Here is a 14,519-nt window from a genome sequence, read left to right as displayed (position 1 = left end):
ACGATGGACAAGGTCACCGGAACGGTCGTCCCGGGGGGTCCGAGGAATCCGGCCTCTCCAGATGTTCCGGGGTGTGGGTGCACGAGACTCTGTCCGGCCGGTACCGAACCTTCATTCTTCGACATGCGGTCTTCGGACCGGGAAACCGGCTTGGTCATGGTGCGGGCGGCTTCAACAATGAGTGGCATGCCACAGATCGTTGTCGAGTACTCCGCATCCCTCGCTGAGGCGTTCGACCGGCGCGGATTCGCGTCGGTACTTCATCCGGCCGCGGCCGAGTTGATCGGCAGTGCCCTGCCGGATTTCAAAACACGCTTTCGTTCGATCGCCGAAGCGGTCATCGGTGGCGGTGCCGCCACCGAGGCGATGGTCCACGTAGATCTGGCGATCCTGCCCGGGCGCGATCCGGAGGTCAAAGCTCGTCTGGGAGATCTGACCCTTGCGACGCTGTGCGACCACCTCAGGCCCGGGACGGGACTGAACACCCAGGTCACCGTCGAGGTCCGGGACATTGAGAGCTACCACAAACGGGTCCTGACACGATAACCGCTGATGGAATCCGGTCATATCGTGGAGGGCTTTTTTGGAAGTCTCCGAACCCTGCTGAAGATCGGTGACCACAGCTGTGAACTCCTCACAGAACGATCTTTCTGGGTGTTGTGGCGGTACGGTGTGCCGATGGGAGACGTCTACGAACTCGTGCTTTCGGCGGACATTCGCGCTGACGTGACCGACGACGAGCTCGCCGAGCTGCGGTGGCATGTGGGGGAGGGGCCACGGCCTGAGTGGCTGCCGATCGGCTCCGACAGATACGTGGAAACCTATCCGCTCGGTGATCCCGATGACCCCGATTGCGAATGGGAGAACGCGGAGGCGGAGCCCGTGTTCGCGCAGCGGGGCGCTGCCCGGCGGGTGGGGGGCGCGCTCGTCGCCGAGTTGGTCGCGCGAGAGCGATCGGACGGCTGGGCGCTGACGGTACGCCAGGAACTCCATCCCGACGACTTCTACCGGCTCCGGACATTGCTGGACTGGCTTGGCCGGTGTTCGGTTGACGCACATGCCGGTGGCGCCGGATTCTTCGTCGGTTACCTGCGCTTCCACGAGAGCGTTGAGATCGCGCCACTTGTCCTGTCGAACGGGCGGATTCACGTGCCGGAGGACATCGAAACGCACACCCCGTACTGGGAGGACACCGGGTTGTGACCGGCCAGGCCCGTGACACGTCGGAGGAGAAGAAACGGACATGGCGCTACCGGCAGATGTTCGTTCTGGGCGCCGCATTGCTGCTCACAACCGGAGACCATATGACCGACCGCGACGATCCGGGGAAGGCGAGACAATCGGTGGTCACACCGGCAGGGAAGGACGACACGTCGAACGCTAAGGTCATCGACAAGGACCAGCTCGTCGAGATTGACGAGAACAGCCCGCTTTGGCCGCTGTTCGAGGGGCTTCCTTACGGCGATTCCACCGCCACGGATTCCAAGAAGGAATGACCGCCGGTCTTCGGAGAAATCATCGAACGATCATGTTCCGGGTGACTGTGACCGAGGGGTTTTCACGGTTCGGAGCAGGTGTCTGATCGCTTTCCTGAAGCAGGCGGCTTTCGAACCGGCCATCGCCGCATGAAGGGCGGCCTTTGACGACCTCATCTGAATCCAGGGCCGGGTCCGCTGGTGGAAGAGCCCCAGGGCGATTGCGAGGAGGGCGCAGGCCGCGGCCGTTGTGGTCAGCACGGGCCAGGGGAGGGTGCCTCCTGCTGTGATGGAGACGAGGAACAGGCCGTGCCAGGCGGTGATGACGATCACCAGGGCGGTCATGGCGAGCAGGGGGACCGTCAGGTGCCACCAGGCGGCCGGCCCGGAGGCGTCGCGGTCTTCGGCGAAGCCGATCCAGGCGGCCTGGAGCAGCGCGAACACTCCCACGAGGCCGAGCAGTGTCAGCCACGTCCCCAGCCCGGTCCGCCGGACCGCCCCGTCGATCCAGCCGCCGCCCGGGGCCGTGGTCTCCAGCACGGGCAGCGTCGCGTAGGCCGCGCGGGCGACCCGTGGGTACTGCCCCCTGGTGTCGCTGACGACCACGACCAGGTTCCTGGTCCGTTCGGTACGGCCCCGGCCGACCTGGCCGGTCAGCGTCCGGATGCCGTACCAGCTCCGGAGCTCCTTCAGCCTGTCGTCCTCGTGGTTCCCGGGGACCAGCGCGCCGGCGCACGGCAGTTTCAGCATCCGGAGCGTCCGGCACGGCCCGACGAGCGTCGCGAGCCTGCCGTCCTCACCGATCGTCAGCACCGCGAGCGCCGACGTGCGGGGAAGGGCCCGGGAGAACCTCTCCAAGTCCGGGTGCCCCGCCGTACGCACGACCAGGAGGGTGTCGCCGATGCGCCGCTCCGTCGTCAGGGCCGCTCTCGCCGTGTCTCCGATCCGTCCCTCCCAGATCTGGATGAGGGTCAGGACCCCCAGCAGGACGACCAACGCCGTGAACAGGCGCACGAACGGGGCGGGCCGCGCCGCGAGCCGCAGACCGCCGGTGAGGAGTCCGGGGCGCCCCGAGTCCGCGCCGCGCCTGGCGAGTTCGCGGCCCCCGGACACGGTGAGCGCGGTGGCCGCCGAGGGCAGCAGGGCCCACATGCCGGCCGTGCCCACGGCGAAGGCGATCAGTTTCCCGGCCGGAGGGAAGTACTGGCTGAGGGCGACGGTCCCGGCCGCGAGAGCACATGCCACGAGGCGCCGTTTCGGAACGGAGTACGGCGGGGCGCCGGGACCCCTTTCCGCCTCTCGGTCTCCTTTCTGTGCCGTCTCGTGGTCCGCCTCCACCTTGGAGGTCTTTTGCTCCGTCCGGCGCGGGGCGGCCACGAGGACGAGCCCGGTGGTGAGGCTCGTGAGGATCGCCGCGCAGCCGAGAGGCCAGGCGGCGCGGACGTCGGCGGAGTTCAGCACGTAGCCGGTGGTCGGCACGGGCAGGTCGACGCACGCGGCCAGGACGAGCACGAGACCTCCCGCCACGCTGCCGATCACAAGCGGCGGAACCTCCTCGCCGAGCCCCGTCAACGCCCGGCGCCACCGTGGTCCGGCCCGCTCGCTCCGACGCGATCGGGTCCGCGGGCGCCACCGTGGTCCGGTACGGTTCCCGGTTCGCGGGGCGCGTCGGGCGGCGACCGTCATGAGCGCCAGGGCGGGCACCAGCGTGAACGTCCCGAGTGCGAGCAGCACCTCGGACAGGTCACGCTGGTCCAGCGTCTCGACCAGCGGGAAGGGCCGTCCGAACCCGGTGATCGGCAACCATGATTCGCGTTCCACCGCGTTCGGGGAAGTGGGTGGGCGAACGTAGGCGAGCCGCTCCGAGGGTGACAGGAGCCCCTCCGGCCCGATGAGCCCGCCGAAGCGCCCGTAGCGGGTCCGGACCTCCTCCGTGGCCCCGCGTCTCAGCAGTTCCGGGGAGAGCATCGCCTCTCCCGGCGCGGGCCACCGGGTCAGCCCGGGAGGCGGCGGCGCCGAGGCGTCCAGCGGTTCCACGAACACCACGCTGTGCTGCAGGCCCCCCACCGCGTCGAATCTCGACGCCCACCAGGCGACGGCGTCCCGTGCCGTCTCGGCGATGACCGGGCCGCGCGCCCGGTCCCTGGCCGCGCGCCCCTCGTATGTCGCGACCGCGAGAACCATGGCCGACATGACCACGGCCAGCACGCACGAGGCGGCCAGGAGGGCCCACCGGCCCGTCACGGGACCGGACCCCAGGTCTCCGGGGCTCGTACGGCTCCGCGGTACGCCATGGGAACGCACTTGCCTCCCGTCGTCGGTTCCGGGCGTCAGGACGAAGGCCGGGTCGACGGTGTCGGCCCGGCCAGGTGATGGACTTCGGGTCAGGGGGAGACCCAGGGCCCGACGTCGTCGGGAGCGTGGTTGTTCTCGTCGATGGCGCGAAGCTTGATGATCTTCGAGCCGCTCCCGGAGTAGACGGTTCTTCTGTAGCCGCTGTGGTTCCAGAGGGTCCGCTTGGTCCCCGGGCTGCTCTGCCGGTAGTACTCGGCCTTGACCGGGTCACCGTCGTCGCTGTTGTCCTTGACCGCGATCTTCCCCGGGTTGCCCTGTGCGGGCGCCCAGGCGTGGGCGCCGCCGCCGTAGGAGCTGACCGCGACCGCGTTGGCGGTCGGAATCACGAGTCCGGCTGTGAGCACCGCCCCCGCGACCCATCTGATCTTCACCATAATGCCTCCCGTAGCGCCGTTCTGGTTTTGGAACCACTCGAACTTGATTTGGAGAGTGGTCAATTAAAGAGAGCGGCTGTAATAACAGTATGTTTTTGCCGCGCTTCGTCAAGGCGGTATGTGTTGTGAATCGGGTGGGCATTGAATTGTGTCCTGGCCGGTCAGAATGGCACGGCGGTTGTGTCATCGTTTATTTGTCTGCTTATTTCCACATAAAAGGGGATGTGGAAGAAAGCGACGGACCCGGCCGGAGGGTGTTTCCCGTTCCGTGGAATACCGGCCCTGGTCGCCGGTCGGCCGAGGTGTTTTCACGGTGACGGGCACGGGCGGGGCCGTCGGGGAGAGCGCGTGGTCGGTCTCGGAGCGGCGACTCGCTAGGGTGGGGCCTTCGATCTTGACCCCCTTCGATCTTGACCCCCGGGAAGAGCCGCATGTTACGTCGTCATCGTTTCGGTGTTCCCGCCCTGCTCGTCATGGGCGTCTACCTCGTCGCGGTGGTGGTCGCCGCCGGGGCCGCGTGGGTCACCGGTGATCTCGGTGCGCTGTGGTGGCTGACGGTGTTCACCGAGGCGGACGCGGGCGCGGCGGTGACGTGGCCGAACGTGGTCGTCCTGGTCCTGGCCGGAGCGCTGTGGGCCTGGGCGCTGTGGCAGTGCCTTCGCGGGCCGCTGGCGGGGCCGTCGCCCACCCTGGACCGGGACGAACGGCGGCTGAGGGCGGCGCTGTACGCGACCGCGGCGACCTGGTTGCTCTACTTCGCCGTGCCGTCGTGGCCCTGGTGGGTGACGGTGCTCGACTCCCTGCTGATGGTGGTGGTCGTGCTGCTGTTCCGGCCGGTGCTGACACGCGGTGTGAAGGGCGCCGACCGCACGGGGGCCGTGGGCGTCCTGGCGTACGGGGGCGTCGCCGTCTCCGAGGTGCTCGCCCTCCTCGGCCGGGACACGCCCGGTCAGCTGAACCTGATCTGCGCCCTGGCGACCCTGGTCTGGACGGTGCTGGTGCTGCGGGCGCAGCGGATGGACGGCCGCTGGCGGATGGCCACCGTCCAGTACGGCATCGCCGCCCTGCTGCTGCCCGTTCTCTGGCCGCTGGCCGGGCTGCTCGCGGGAGGGGAGGCCGTCCGAGACGCACTGACGGTCGTCGACGCCCTGGGCATGGTCTGGCTGATCCGTTCCGCCCATGACCTGGCCGACCCTCGGCCGTCGGCCGACTCCACGCCCCTGCCGGTCGCGGCGGAGGGCTCATCACCTCACCGGTGAGCCCGGGAGGCGTGGGCGGATCTCCTCGGCGTCGGGAAACGGCTCAGGCCGTCGTCCCGCTCTCCCGCAGGTTGAGGAAGTCGGCCTCGAAGGAGACCGACAGGTCGTCACAGCGGGCCGCGAAACGCTTGACGTGCTCAAGCTCGCGGTGCGCCTCGAAGGCGGCGCGGTCACGGTACGGCTCGTGGAAGATCCGCTGAGGCGGCCGCCCCTCGACCGTGTGCGTGGTGTAGATCGGCGTGTCGGGTTCGCTCTCCCGGACCTTCGCCACGGTCCGGGCGGTCAACCGGTCGAACCGTCGGCGCCCGCCTGGTCCTCGCACGTGAAACGCACCATCGATCCGAACACGGGTCTCTCCCGCGTCAGCGGGTGGGGAAGGCGATCACGCCTGCCTCGGCGCACAGGACATCCTGGGCGGGGGTGGCGCCGCTCACGCCTATGGCGCCGACGGGATCGCCGTCGTGTTCGAGGAGGAGACCGCCGGCCAGGGTGGTCGGGCGGAAGGGCAGCTGGTCGCCCGCCAGGTCGAACACCTCGGGGTAGTTCTCCCTGAGCCCGGCCAGGTCGGCGCTGTCGCGGCGGAAGGCGGCGGCCGTACGGGCCTTGCAACGGGCGACCTCGGGGGTGAACCAGGTGGCGCCGTCACCACGGACGACGAGGACGTCCCGGCCGAGGGCGTCGACCACCGCGACGCTGACCCGCAGGTCCTCCTGGGCGGCGCGGGCCAGCGCGGCCTCGGCCATCGCGCGTGCCTCGTCCAGTCTCAGTTCCCGTGCCACGACATTTCCCTCCCGCGTCGAGTCGTACGGTCCCACTATGTAGGACATCACAGCAAAAGTCGTATACGACCGGACCCGGTGGGAATCAGGGAAATCGGCGTCGTGATACTGGTTCTGACCCGAGCGCCCCGCCGGCTCCCGCACGGACCGGAACCCCGCGAGAAGGAGATCCATGAACGTCGGCACCCCCGGCCAGGACGGACGGCACCAGGACGGGCGGACGCGATGACGGTCGCCGCACGGCCCGCCGCGCTGTCCGGGCTCCGGCGGGTACGGGTGCTGGTCACGCTCGGCGCCCTCTCGGCCTTCGGCCCGCTGTCGATGGACCTCTACCTGCCGGTCCTGCCCGAGCTCGGCAGGGCACTGCGGACCACCGACGCCCTGGCCCAGATGACCATGTCGATGTGCATGGTCGGGCTGGCGCTCGGCCAGCTCCTGGCCGGTCCCATCAGCGACCGGATCGGCCGCCGCCGCCCGCTCCTGCTGGGGGTCGCGACGTACGCGGTGGCGTCGGTGCTGTGCGCGCTCGCCCCCGGGATCTGGTCGCTGATCGGCTTCCGCCTGGTCCAGGGACTGGCCGGGGCGGCCGGGCTGGTCATCGCCAGGGCGATGGTCCGCGACCTGTTCGACGGCGACGAGGCGGCGAAGGTGTTCTCGCTGCTCATGCTGGTCGGCGGCCTGGCGCCGGTGGTCGCCCCGCTCGCCGGTGGCCAGCTCGCCCGCTTCACCGACTGGCGGGGCATGTTCGTCGCGCTCGCCGTCATCGGCGTGCTGCTGTTCCTGGCCGGGCTCACCCTGCCGGAGACGCTGGAGAAGCAGGCGCGGCACACCGGCGGGCTGCGCGAGACGGGACGGCAGTTCACGGTGCTCGTGCGCGACCGGGTCTTCGTCGGCTACGCGATGCTGCTGGCGCTGGCGGGCTGCTCGCTCTTCCTCTACATCACGCTCAGCCCGTTCGTGCTGCAGGAGGGCTACGGGGTGACCGCGCAGACCTTCTCGGCGATCTTCGCGGTCAACTCCGTCGGCATCGTCCTCGGCGGCAACGTCAACGGTCTCCTGGTCGGCCGGTACGGCGCCCGCCGGATGCTGGGCTCGGGACTCGTCGTCGGTCTGGTCGGGGCGGCGGCCGCCCTCGCCGGGGTGCTGGCGGGCTGGGGCCTCTACGGCCTGCTGCCCGGCCTGTTCCTGGCGGTCGCGAGTGTCGGCATGTCCACGCCGAACGCCAACGCGCTGGCCATGACGCCGCACGGCGAACGGGCCGGGACGGCCTCGGCGATGCTGGGCGTGCTGCAGTTCCTGCTCGGCGCCGTGGTGCCGCCGCTGGTCTCCCTGGCGGGCGCGAGCGCGCTGTCCATGACGCTGGCGATCTGCGTGACCTCCGTCACGACGCTGGCCGTGCTGTTCGCGACGCTCCGGGCGCGGCCCCACGCCGCCTGAGCTGGGGTACGGCCCGGCGCTGGGCGCGGGAGACCACCTCGCGCAGCACGTCGGGCCGGTTGGTGATGACGCCGTCGACCCCCTGGGAGATCACCCGGCGCATGGCCTCCCGGTCGTCGACGGTCCAGGTGAACACCTCCATGCGGTGGTCGTGGACGTTCCTGACGTAGCCGGGGGTGAGATCGCCGTACGTCGGATTGATCTGACGGGCGAACCTGGACAGATCGTCGAGCCGGGAGGCCGGAGGCGTGCCGAGCAGGCCGATCGGGACCTGGGGCATGATCCGGTGGAACGTCCGCATCGAGTCCCAGTCGAACGACTGCACGACGAGCCGTCCCGGGGCCAGCCAGGCCGGATTGCGGCGGAGCTCGTCGGCGACGCGCTCCTCGACGCCCGGATACAGGCTGGGCGCCTTGATCTCAAGCAACAGGCCGAGGCCGCTGCCGTCCATCGCGCGCAGCGCCTCACCCAGGGTGGGCACCCGCTCGTCCCGGTACTTCGCGGCGAACCACGAGCCCGCGTCCAGCCTGCGGATCTCCGCCAGCGTGAAGTCCCCGACCCGCCACGGCGACCGGCTGGGGAAGACCCGCTCGACGTCGGTGGTGCGGTTCAGGGTGGTGTCGTGCACCACGACGAGTTCGTGGTCCCTGCTCTCCTGGACGTCGAGCTCGAACAGGTCGGCGCGCTGCTCACGCGCCAGTTCGAAGGCCGTGACGGTGTTCTCCGGCGCGTACGCCGACGCCCCGCGATGGGCGACGACGCTCACCGGCCGTGCGGCGGCAGCGGCGGGGGCGGCGGGGGTGGCCGTCAGCGCCGCCACGAGTGCGGTCGTGACGAAGAGGCCGAGTCGTCGGAACATGGGTCTCCTCGGGTCGGAGGGATGACCTACGATTCCAAGCTGACTGATGCCTGTGACAACGAGTTGAGGAACAAGTAACCCGGCGATGCCGGGCAGGTGAGCAGACGCGACGGCGGTTTACCCGGACCCGGGCGGATCTTCCCCTCGGGGAGGGGAAGATCGCCGGTCTCAGCGGCGGCCGGACAGGTTCGCGGTGTAGGTGGAGTAGCCACAGGGGTAGCCCCCGAAGCCACGTATCGAGATCCGTCCGGAGACGGTGCCGTCGTTGCGGAAGGTGTAGGAGGCGCCGCCCTCCGTCGGGAAGTAGACGCAGCTGGTGAGGGTGCCGGTCGCGGTGAAGTTGTTCGAGCCCGAGGCGCTGATCCGGCTGTCGGGGGAGACGGTCGCGGTGTTCCCGCTGGTCCTGACATAGGCCATGTCGAGGGCCGCGGTGCCGCCGAAACAGGCCGAGTTGCTGCCGTACCAGATGGCGCCGACCTGCGGGGCTCCGGCGGGGAAGCCCGACTTCAGGCAGACGTCGACCGGGTTGGTCCCGTTCGTGGTGACCCGGGTGACGGTGCTGCGCAGGACGAGCGTGGCCGAACGCCGGAAACTCCTGCCGCTGACGGTGCCCGAGATGACGACGCTGTAACTGACGGCCGTGCTCGACCGGCCGGTGGCCGTGCCCGCGTGGGCGGTCGTGGGGAGTGCCGCGGCGATCAGTGCGGCACCGGCGAGGGTGGACGTGATGACGCGTGTGCGCATGGTGTGCTCCTGACGGAAAGGGCGGACCCCCAAGGGGATTTTGGGATGGCCGCTCCTTGGGCCGCCATCCCCAAACATGGGGATGCCACCGGGGGAGGGGGGACGGGAGGATCAGCACAGGCGCAGCTCCATCGCCCAGCGCAGCGCCGCGGCACGGGGGGAGAGGTCCTTCTCCCCGGGGTGGGAGGCCAGGTACTTCCGTTTGGCCGCCTCCAGGTGGTCGGCGACGGTACCCGGCCTGATCCCCAGCTCCCTGGCGGTCTCCTTCAGGCCCAGGCCCCGGCCGCCGACGACGGCGACCACGTCCAGCTCACGGGGGGAGAGGCGGTTGATCCTGCGGCGGCGGGCCGTCAGGGCGAACGCCCCCGCGAGCGCGGCCTCAAGCTCTGCCTCACCGGTCCCCGAGACGTTTCCCGAGAGGTTTCCCAAGGCGGCGAGGACCTCCTCGTGGCCGTCGCCCTCGGCCAGCGCGCGCAACGCCGTACGCTGCCTGGCCGACAGGTCGCCCGCACCCAGAGGGCGGGCCGCCGCGTCGTCGAGCAGGAGGGCGGCCAGCAGCGGGGAGACGTGGTGACGGCCCGCGCTGACCAGGCCGACGGCGTGGACGTACTCCGCGTGGGTGGTGAAGCGCTTCTCCACGTATCCCCAGGCTCCGGCGGCGACCACGTCGAGCACCTGGGCACGGCCCGCGACCCCGGAGGTGGCCAGCACCCGCCAGCCCCTTGAGGTCAGGTGGGCGACGGCCTCCGCGCCCGAGCGGCCCTCGGGAAGCGAGTGGTCACAGACGGCGACGTCCCCCGGGCCGCCCTCAGGCAAGGACTCCACGGCGGTCACCGGTTCGAGCACCGTGTGCCCGGCGCGGCGCAGGGCGTCGGCCAGCGGGTAGGACACGATCGGATGGTCGTCGACGATCCCGACCCGTGCCCGGCTCACTCCCGGTCCCCGGGCCAGCGCAGGACGACCTTGGCGCCGCCGCCAGGGGGGCACTCGATCGTCCAGCTCCCGCCGTGCCGTTCGACGGCGGCGAAGCTGCGCGACATCCCGCCGCCCCGCCGTACGGGGCTCTCGGGCAGGCCGCGGCCCCGGTCGCGCACGACCACGGTCACACCGTCGTCGTGCGCCTCGGCGTACAGGTGCACGCCGTCCGGGTTGCCCGCGTGCCTGGCCACGTTGTTCAGCGCCTCGCGGGCGGCGGAGGCGAGCGCCGCGCCGACCTCGGGGGGAGGGTCGTGGTGGACGCGCAGCACGTGGGTGAGCTCAAGCCCCAGGTCGGCGGCGCTCTCGGCCACCTCGGCCATCAGGTCGGCGAACGCCGTCGCGTGCTCGTCGGTGATGAACCGCCTGGCCCGCTGGGCGGCCCTGCGGGCGGCACGGGCGGTCGGCGGATCGAGGGACGGGCTGCCCGCGACCCGTTCGACGATCGGCAGCAGGTCGTCGTGGATGGCCCGGTGCGCCGACTCGCGCTGGCGCGCCGTCTCCTGGCGGCGTTTGTACTCGGCGATGAGCTCCTGGCGTTCCTCGGCCAGTCGCTGCGCCAGCACCGTCTGGCCCGCCAGGTCACGCAGCTCCCTGCCGATCAGTACCGCGATCAGGAACCACAGCATGAAGCCCAGCAGGTCGGACAGCAGCTTCTGGGTGAGGTTGGGATAGATGGAGGCGGTCCACGCCACGGCCAGTACGGCCACCGCCGCCACGGCCCTGCGGCTCCAGCCGAACCCGAAGCCCAGCACCGCCGAGGTGGCCAGGCAGAAGGGCAGCAGGGCCGTCAGGACGACGTTGCGTTCGTGGGGGAGAGCGGCGCGTGAGCCGATCGTCATCACGACCAGGCTCACCAGGACGTCGGCCCAGACGAGCGGCGGGTCGTGCAGGGTGCCGTGCCAGGCCCTGGCCGTGAACCACACGGCCTCGACGGCGGCCAGGAGCGCCACGCAGGCCGCCGCCCAGGGAAGGGCGAGCCGGTCCCACGAGACCAGCGGGACGAGCAGGAACGCCGTGGTGCCCGCCCTGGCGTAGACGATCATCCTGGCCATGCGCCGTTCGGTGGCGGCCTGGACGTCGTGCCGTAGCAAATCCACGTCTAGGCGACGTGCCTGGGCCCTCGACCGGGTTACCGCGTGCCCTGATCGTTACCCCCGCGCGGGCACGCGCCCTGTTGTACGTGACCCCCGCGCGGGCGCGCGGGGGTCAGGCGACGGACAGAGCCTCCCGCAGGCTGCCCCGGGTCTCGATGTACCTGTCGAGATTGGTCATGGTCAGCAGACGGGCGACCATGCCGGGCCGTACGACCAGGATGAGGCGGCCCTGGGCGTCCCTGGCACGGGTGAGCGCGCCGACCAGGACACCGAGGCCGACCGAGTCGCAGAACGAGATCTCGGTCAGATCGAGCACCAGGCAGGGATGTTCGACCATGCCGAGGGCACGGCCGATCTCCGTGTCGAGACGCGGCGCGACCGACATGTCCAGTTCCCCCGCGGCGTGGACCACGACACAGGGACCCCTGCGCCATCTGCGGACCTCAAGAACCGTCATGGCCATCACCTCCTCACCGGATTCCTGCCCTGGGAGGAGCCGGACTCACTTCTTGCAGATGTTCTCGGTCGCGGTCTTCGCCTCGGGAAGCGTGCTCGCCGAGGGGCTCGGGGTCGGAGCCGGGGTCGCCGAGGGGGCCGTGACGGTGACCTTCCTGGCTCCCGGGTACTTCTGGCCGACGACCACCTCGATCCGGTCGCCGAGGTCGTCGACCACGCGCACCTCGGCCCCCGGCAGCGCGGCGGCCAGGGTGCGCGCGGAGTCCTCGCGGCCGGGGCCGTACCGGATGAGGGTCTTGTCGTGGTCACGCTCGCGGGTGTCCCCGGCGGGCTGCGGCACCCGGAACCCGGCCTTGATCAGGTCGTTCCTGGTGCGCGCGCCCAGGCCCCTGATCAGGGTTCCGTTGAGCACCTTGACGGCGATCCGCGACGGCGGCACGGTCAGCGGGGTCGCCGACGGCTTCGCGGACGGCTTCGCAGAAGGGGTTACGGAAGGTTTCACGGAGGGGGTCGCCGAGGGGCTGTTCGTGGGCTTGGCGGGCTTGGTGAGCGGGTCGTCCGCGGCGATCCTGCGGAACATCTCGGCCGCGGCCTCCTTGTCCCACAGCACGGCCGACTCACCGGTCGGCGTCTTGTAGTCGACGTCGGCGAGCGGGACCGTCGCGAAGGAGACGTCGTCGGTCGAGACGTTCTTGAGCTGTTCGGCCAGGCCGAGCAGGTCCCTGCGGAGCGCGTCGTCGACACTGAGCGTGCCGAGGGTGCTGTTGACGAACGCGCTGAGCCTGACGGGATTGGCCAGCGTGCCGCCGCTCAGCGCCCGCTGCAGCAGGGCCGAGATGACCTGCTGCTGCCGGTCGATGCGGTCCAGGTCGGAGCGGGCGGTGGCCCGGGTCCGGGCGTAGGACAGGGCCTTGGCGCCGTCGAGGGAGTAGCTGCCCGCCTGGAGCTGCAGCCCGGTCTTCGGGTCGTCGATGGCCACGGGGGTGCAGACGTCCACGCCGCCCAGGGAGTCGACGACCTGGATGAAGCCCAGCACGTTGACCTCGACGTAGTGGTTGATGGTCAGCCCGGTGACGTTCTGCACCGTCCGTACGGCCAGCTTGGGCCCGCCGAGCTGGTAGGCCGCGTTGATCTTGCGCATGCCCTGGCCGGGGATCGTCGTCCAGGTGTCACGGGGCAGGCTCACCACGGTGACGCGGGTGTGGTCCTCCGACAGGTGCAGGACCATCATGGTGTCGGTGCGCTGTCCGCTCTCCCGGCCCAGCTTGAGCTCGTTCTGCTGCTTGCGGGTGAGGTTGTCGCGCTTGTCCACGCCGACGACCAGGATGTTCATCGCGCCGGTGGCCTGCGAGCCGGGCACCCCCGCGTCGACCGACTTGATCTGGCTGCCCACGTAGTTGGTGAACGCCCAGGTCGTCCCGGAACCGCCGAGGACCAGGCAGGAGAGCGCGCCGGCCAGGACGAGGCCGCGCCGCCGTGACCGGGCACCCCGGGCGGGCCTGCGCTCACGCCGGGGGGCGACTCGGACCTTGCCGTAGGCGTCGCCGCCCACCCGCACCCCCGAGTCCTCTTCTCCCGACTCGCGCATGCGTGGCCCCCTAGGCTTGCTGGGTCGATGAGGTACCCGTCCGTACAGTAGCGTGAGCGACGCCATGAAGCAGTTCCCCGACTCGCCCGCGCCGGCGTCGTCTCCCGAGACACGTGTCTGGCCGCCCATCTCCATCGTCATCCCGGTGCTGAACGAGGAGCGCCATCTGCGGGAGGCGGTGCGCCAGGTCCTGTCGCAGCGTTACGACGGCCCGATCGAGGTCGTGCTCGCGATCGGGCCCTCGAAGGACCGCACCCAGGAGGTCGCGGACGCGATCGCCGCGGAGGACCCCCGGGTGGTCGTGGTCCCCAACCCGACGGGCCGCACGCCCAACGCCCTCAACGCCGCCATCGCCGCCTCGCGCAACGCCATCGTCGCCCGGGTCGACGGCCACGCCATGCTGCCCGAGGACTACCTCAAGGTCGCGGTCGAGACCCTTGAGGAGACCGGGGCCGACAACGTCGGCGGCGTCATGGCGGCCGAGGGCGTCACGCCCTTCGAGCAGGCGGTCGCCCGCGCCATGACCTCCAAGATCGGCGTCGGCGGGGCCAGGTTCCACACCGGCGGAACCGCCGGGCCCGCGGACACGGTCTATCTCGGGGTGTTCCGCAGGGAGGCGCTCGAACGCGTCGGCGGCTACGACGAGCACTTCCAGCGGGCGCAGGACTGGGAGATGAACCACCGCATCCGCGAGACGGGCGGCCTGGTGTGGTTCCAGCCCAGGATGCGCGTGTCCTACCGGCCGAGGCCGAACGTCAAGGCGCTGGCCAAGCAGTACTTCCACTACGGCCGCTGGCGCAGGGTGGTCGCCCGCACCCACGAGGGCACGATCAACCTGCGCTACCTGGCGCCGCCCGCCGCGGTGCTGGCCATCATCCTGGGGCTGGTCGTCTCGCCGTTCTTCTGGCCCGGCCTGCTGCTGCCCGGTGGCTACCTCGCGGCGATCCTCGCCGGGTCCGCGCTCACCGGGAGCGGACTGCCGACCTCCGCCCTGCTCAGACTGCCGCTGGTCTACATGACCATGCACATGTCGTGGGGGTGGGGCTTCCTGACGAGCCCGCGCAGCCTGGTCAAGCCCGCCAAGGGCTGAGGTTCCCGGCGGGCCGTACGGCTCGCCCCGG

Annotated in this window: 16 protein-coding genes; 6 read left to right on the top strand and 10 right to left on the bottom strand. The window is 70.6% G+C overall.

Features of this window, described 5'->3' with window-relative positions; genetic code table 11:
• The first annotated feature begins 186 nt into the window (after positions 1–186).
• From ACIBVQ_RS08035 to ACIBVQ_RS08025, 3 genes are all read left to right on the top strand, one after another.
• The gene (locus ACIBVQ_RS08035; RefSeq protein ID WP_362910254.1) at positions 187–546 is read left to right on the top strand and encodes a hypothetical protein; all 360 of its coding nucleotides are present in this window, start codon (positions 187–189) and stop codon (positions 544–546) included.
• 132 nt (positions 547–678) lie between these two features.
• Entirely contained in the window at positions 679–1,203 is a 525-nt protein-coding gene (locus ACIBVQ_RS08030; protein WP_399176373.1) for a hypothetical protein, read from the top strand.
• The gene (locus ACIBVQ_RS08025; RefSeq protein WP_386193535.1) at positions 1,200–1,496 is read left to right on the top strand and encodes a hypothetical protein; all 297 of its coding nucleotides are present in this window, start codon (positions 1,200–1,202) and stop codon (positions 1,494–1,496) included. The genes ACIBVQ_RS08030 and ACIBVQ_RS08025 overlap by 4 nt, the downstream gene beginning before the upstream one ends.
• Before the next feature lie 30 nt (positions 1,497–1,526).
• On the opposite strand, the gene ACIBVQ_RS08020 is transcribed toward ACIBVQ_RS08025, so the two are convergent.
• Entirely contained in the window at positions 1,527–3,719 is a 2,193-nt protein-coding gene (locus tag ACIBVQ_RS08020) for a hypothetical protein (RefSeq protein WP_399176371.1), read from the bottom strand.
• Between the two features lie 140 nt (positions 3,720–3,859).
• Entirely contained in the window at positions 3,860–4,204 is a 345-nt protein-coding gene (locus ACIBVQ_RS08015) for a hypothetical protein (protein WP_352009960.1), read from the bottom strand.
• Between the two features lie 431 nt (positions 4,205–4,635).
• Here ACIBVQ_RS08015 and ACIBVQ_RS08010 point away from each other — a divergent pair, with 431 nt between their 5' ends.
• On the top strand, positions 4,636–5,463 hold the full coding sequence (locus ACIBVQ_RS08010; RefSeq protein WP_399176369.1) for a hypothetical protein: 828 nt from the start codon (positions 4,636–4,638) through the stop codon (positions 5,461–5,463).
• Between the two features lie 43 nt (positions 5,464–5,506).
• Here the strand turns inward: ACIBVQ_RS08010 and ACIBVQ_RS08005 are convergent, their stop codons facing one another.
• Both ACIBVQ_RS08005 and ACIBVQ_RS08000 read right to left on the bottom strand, forming a co-directional pair.
• On the bottom strand, positions 5,507–5,749 hold the full coding sequence (locus ACIBVQ_RS08005; protein ID WP_399176367.1) for a putative quinol monooxygenase: 243 nt from the start codon (positions 5,747–5,749) through the stop codon (positions 5,507–5,509).
• Positions 5,750–5,825: 76 nt separating this feature from the next.
• A complete protein-coding gene (locus tag ACIBVQ_RS08000; RefSeq protein WP_399176363.1) occupies positions 5,826–6,242 on the bottom strand; it encodes a heme-binding protein in 417 nt (138 codons plus the stop codon).
• Between the two features lie 225 nt (positions 6,243–6,467).
• Here ACIBVQ_RS08000 and ACIBVQ_RS07995 point away from each other — a divergent pair, with 225 nt between their 5' ends.
• Positions 6,468–7,679 (top strand): multidrug effflux MFS transporter, encoded by a 1,212-nt coding sequence (locus ACIBVQ_RS07995; protein WP_399176361.1) that lies wholly within the window; start codon positions 6,468–6,470, stop codon positions 7,677–7,679.
• On the opposite strand, the gene ACIBVQ_RS07990 is transcribed toward ACIBVQ_RS07995, so the two are convergent.
• From ACIBVQ_RS07990 to ACIBVQ_RS07965, 6 genes are all read right to left on the bottom strand, one after another.
• A complete protein-coding gene (locus ACIBVQ_RS07990) occupies positions 7,624–8,538 on the bottom strand; it encodes a glycerophosphodiester phosphodiesterase (RefSeq protein WP_399176359.1) in 915 nt (304 codons plus the stop codon). The two genes, ACIBVQ_RS07995 and ACIBVQ_RS07990, sit on opposite strands and share 56 nt — an antisense overlap.
• Positions 8,539–8,706: 168 nt before the next feature.
• Positions 8,707–9,282, bottom strand: a complete 576-nt coding sequence (locus ACIBVQ_RS07985; RefSeq protein WP_399176357.1) for a hypothetical protein — start codon at positions 9,280–9,282, stop codon at positions 8,707–8,709.
• Positions 9,283–9,393: 111 nt separating this feature from the next.
• Positions 9,394–10,215: a response regulator gene (locus ACIBVQ_RS07980; RefSeq protein WP_399176355.1), complete on the bottom strand. Its 822-nt coding sequence runs from the start codon at positions 10,213–10,215 to the stop codon at positions 9,394–9,396.
• On the bottom strand, positions 10,212–11,357 hold the full coding sequence (locus tag ACIBVQ_RS07975) for an ATP-binding protein (protein ID WP_399176353.1): 1,146 nt from the start codon (positions 11,355–11,357) through the stop codon (positions 10,212–10,214). The genes ACIBVQ_RS07980 and ACIBVQ_RS07975 overlap by 4 nt, the downstream gene beginning before the upstream one ends.
• A gap of 109 nt (positions 11,358–11,466) precedes the next feature.
• Positions 11,467–11,811, bottom strand: coding sequence for an STAS domain-containing protein (locus tag ACIBVQ_RS07970; protein WP_352009951.1), 345 nt, complete (start codon positions 11,809–11,811; stop codon positions 11,467–11,469).
• 45 nt (positions 11,812–11,856) lie between these two features.
• The gene (locus ACIBVQ_RS07965) at positions 11,857–13,398 is read right to left on the bottom strand and encodes an LCP family protein (protein WP_399176351.1); all 1,542 of its coding nucleotides are present in this window, start codon (positions 13,396–13,398) and stop codon (positions 11,857–11,859) included.
• 64 nt (positions 13,399–13,462) lie between these two features.
• Between ACIBVQ_RS07965 and ACIBVQ_RS07960 the strand changes: the two genes are divergently transcribed.
• Complete coding sequence (locus ACIBVQ_RS07960; protein WP_352010173.1) at positions 13,463–14,488, top strand: glycosyltransferase; 1,026 nt, start codon at positions 13,463–13,465, stop codon at positions 14,486–14,488.
• Positions 14,489–14,519: the final 31 nt, after the last annotated feature.

Source organism: Streptosporangium sp. NPDC049376 (genome assembly GCF_044466505.1).
GTDB lineage: Bacteria > Actinomycetota > Actinomycetes > Streptosporangiales > Streptosporangiaceae > Streptosporangium.
This window is presented reverse-complemented; position numbering and strand designations above follow the sequence as displayed.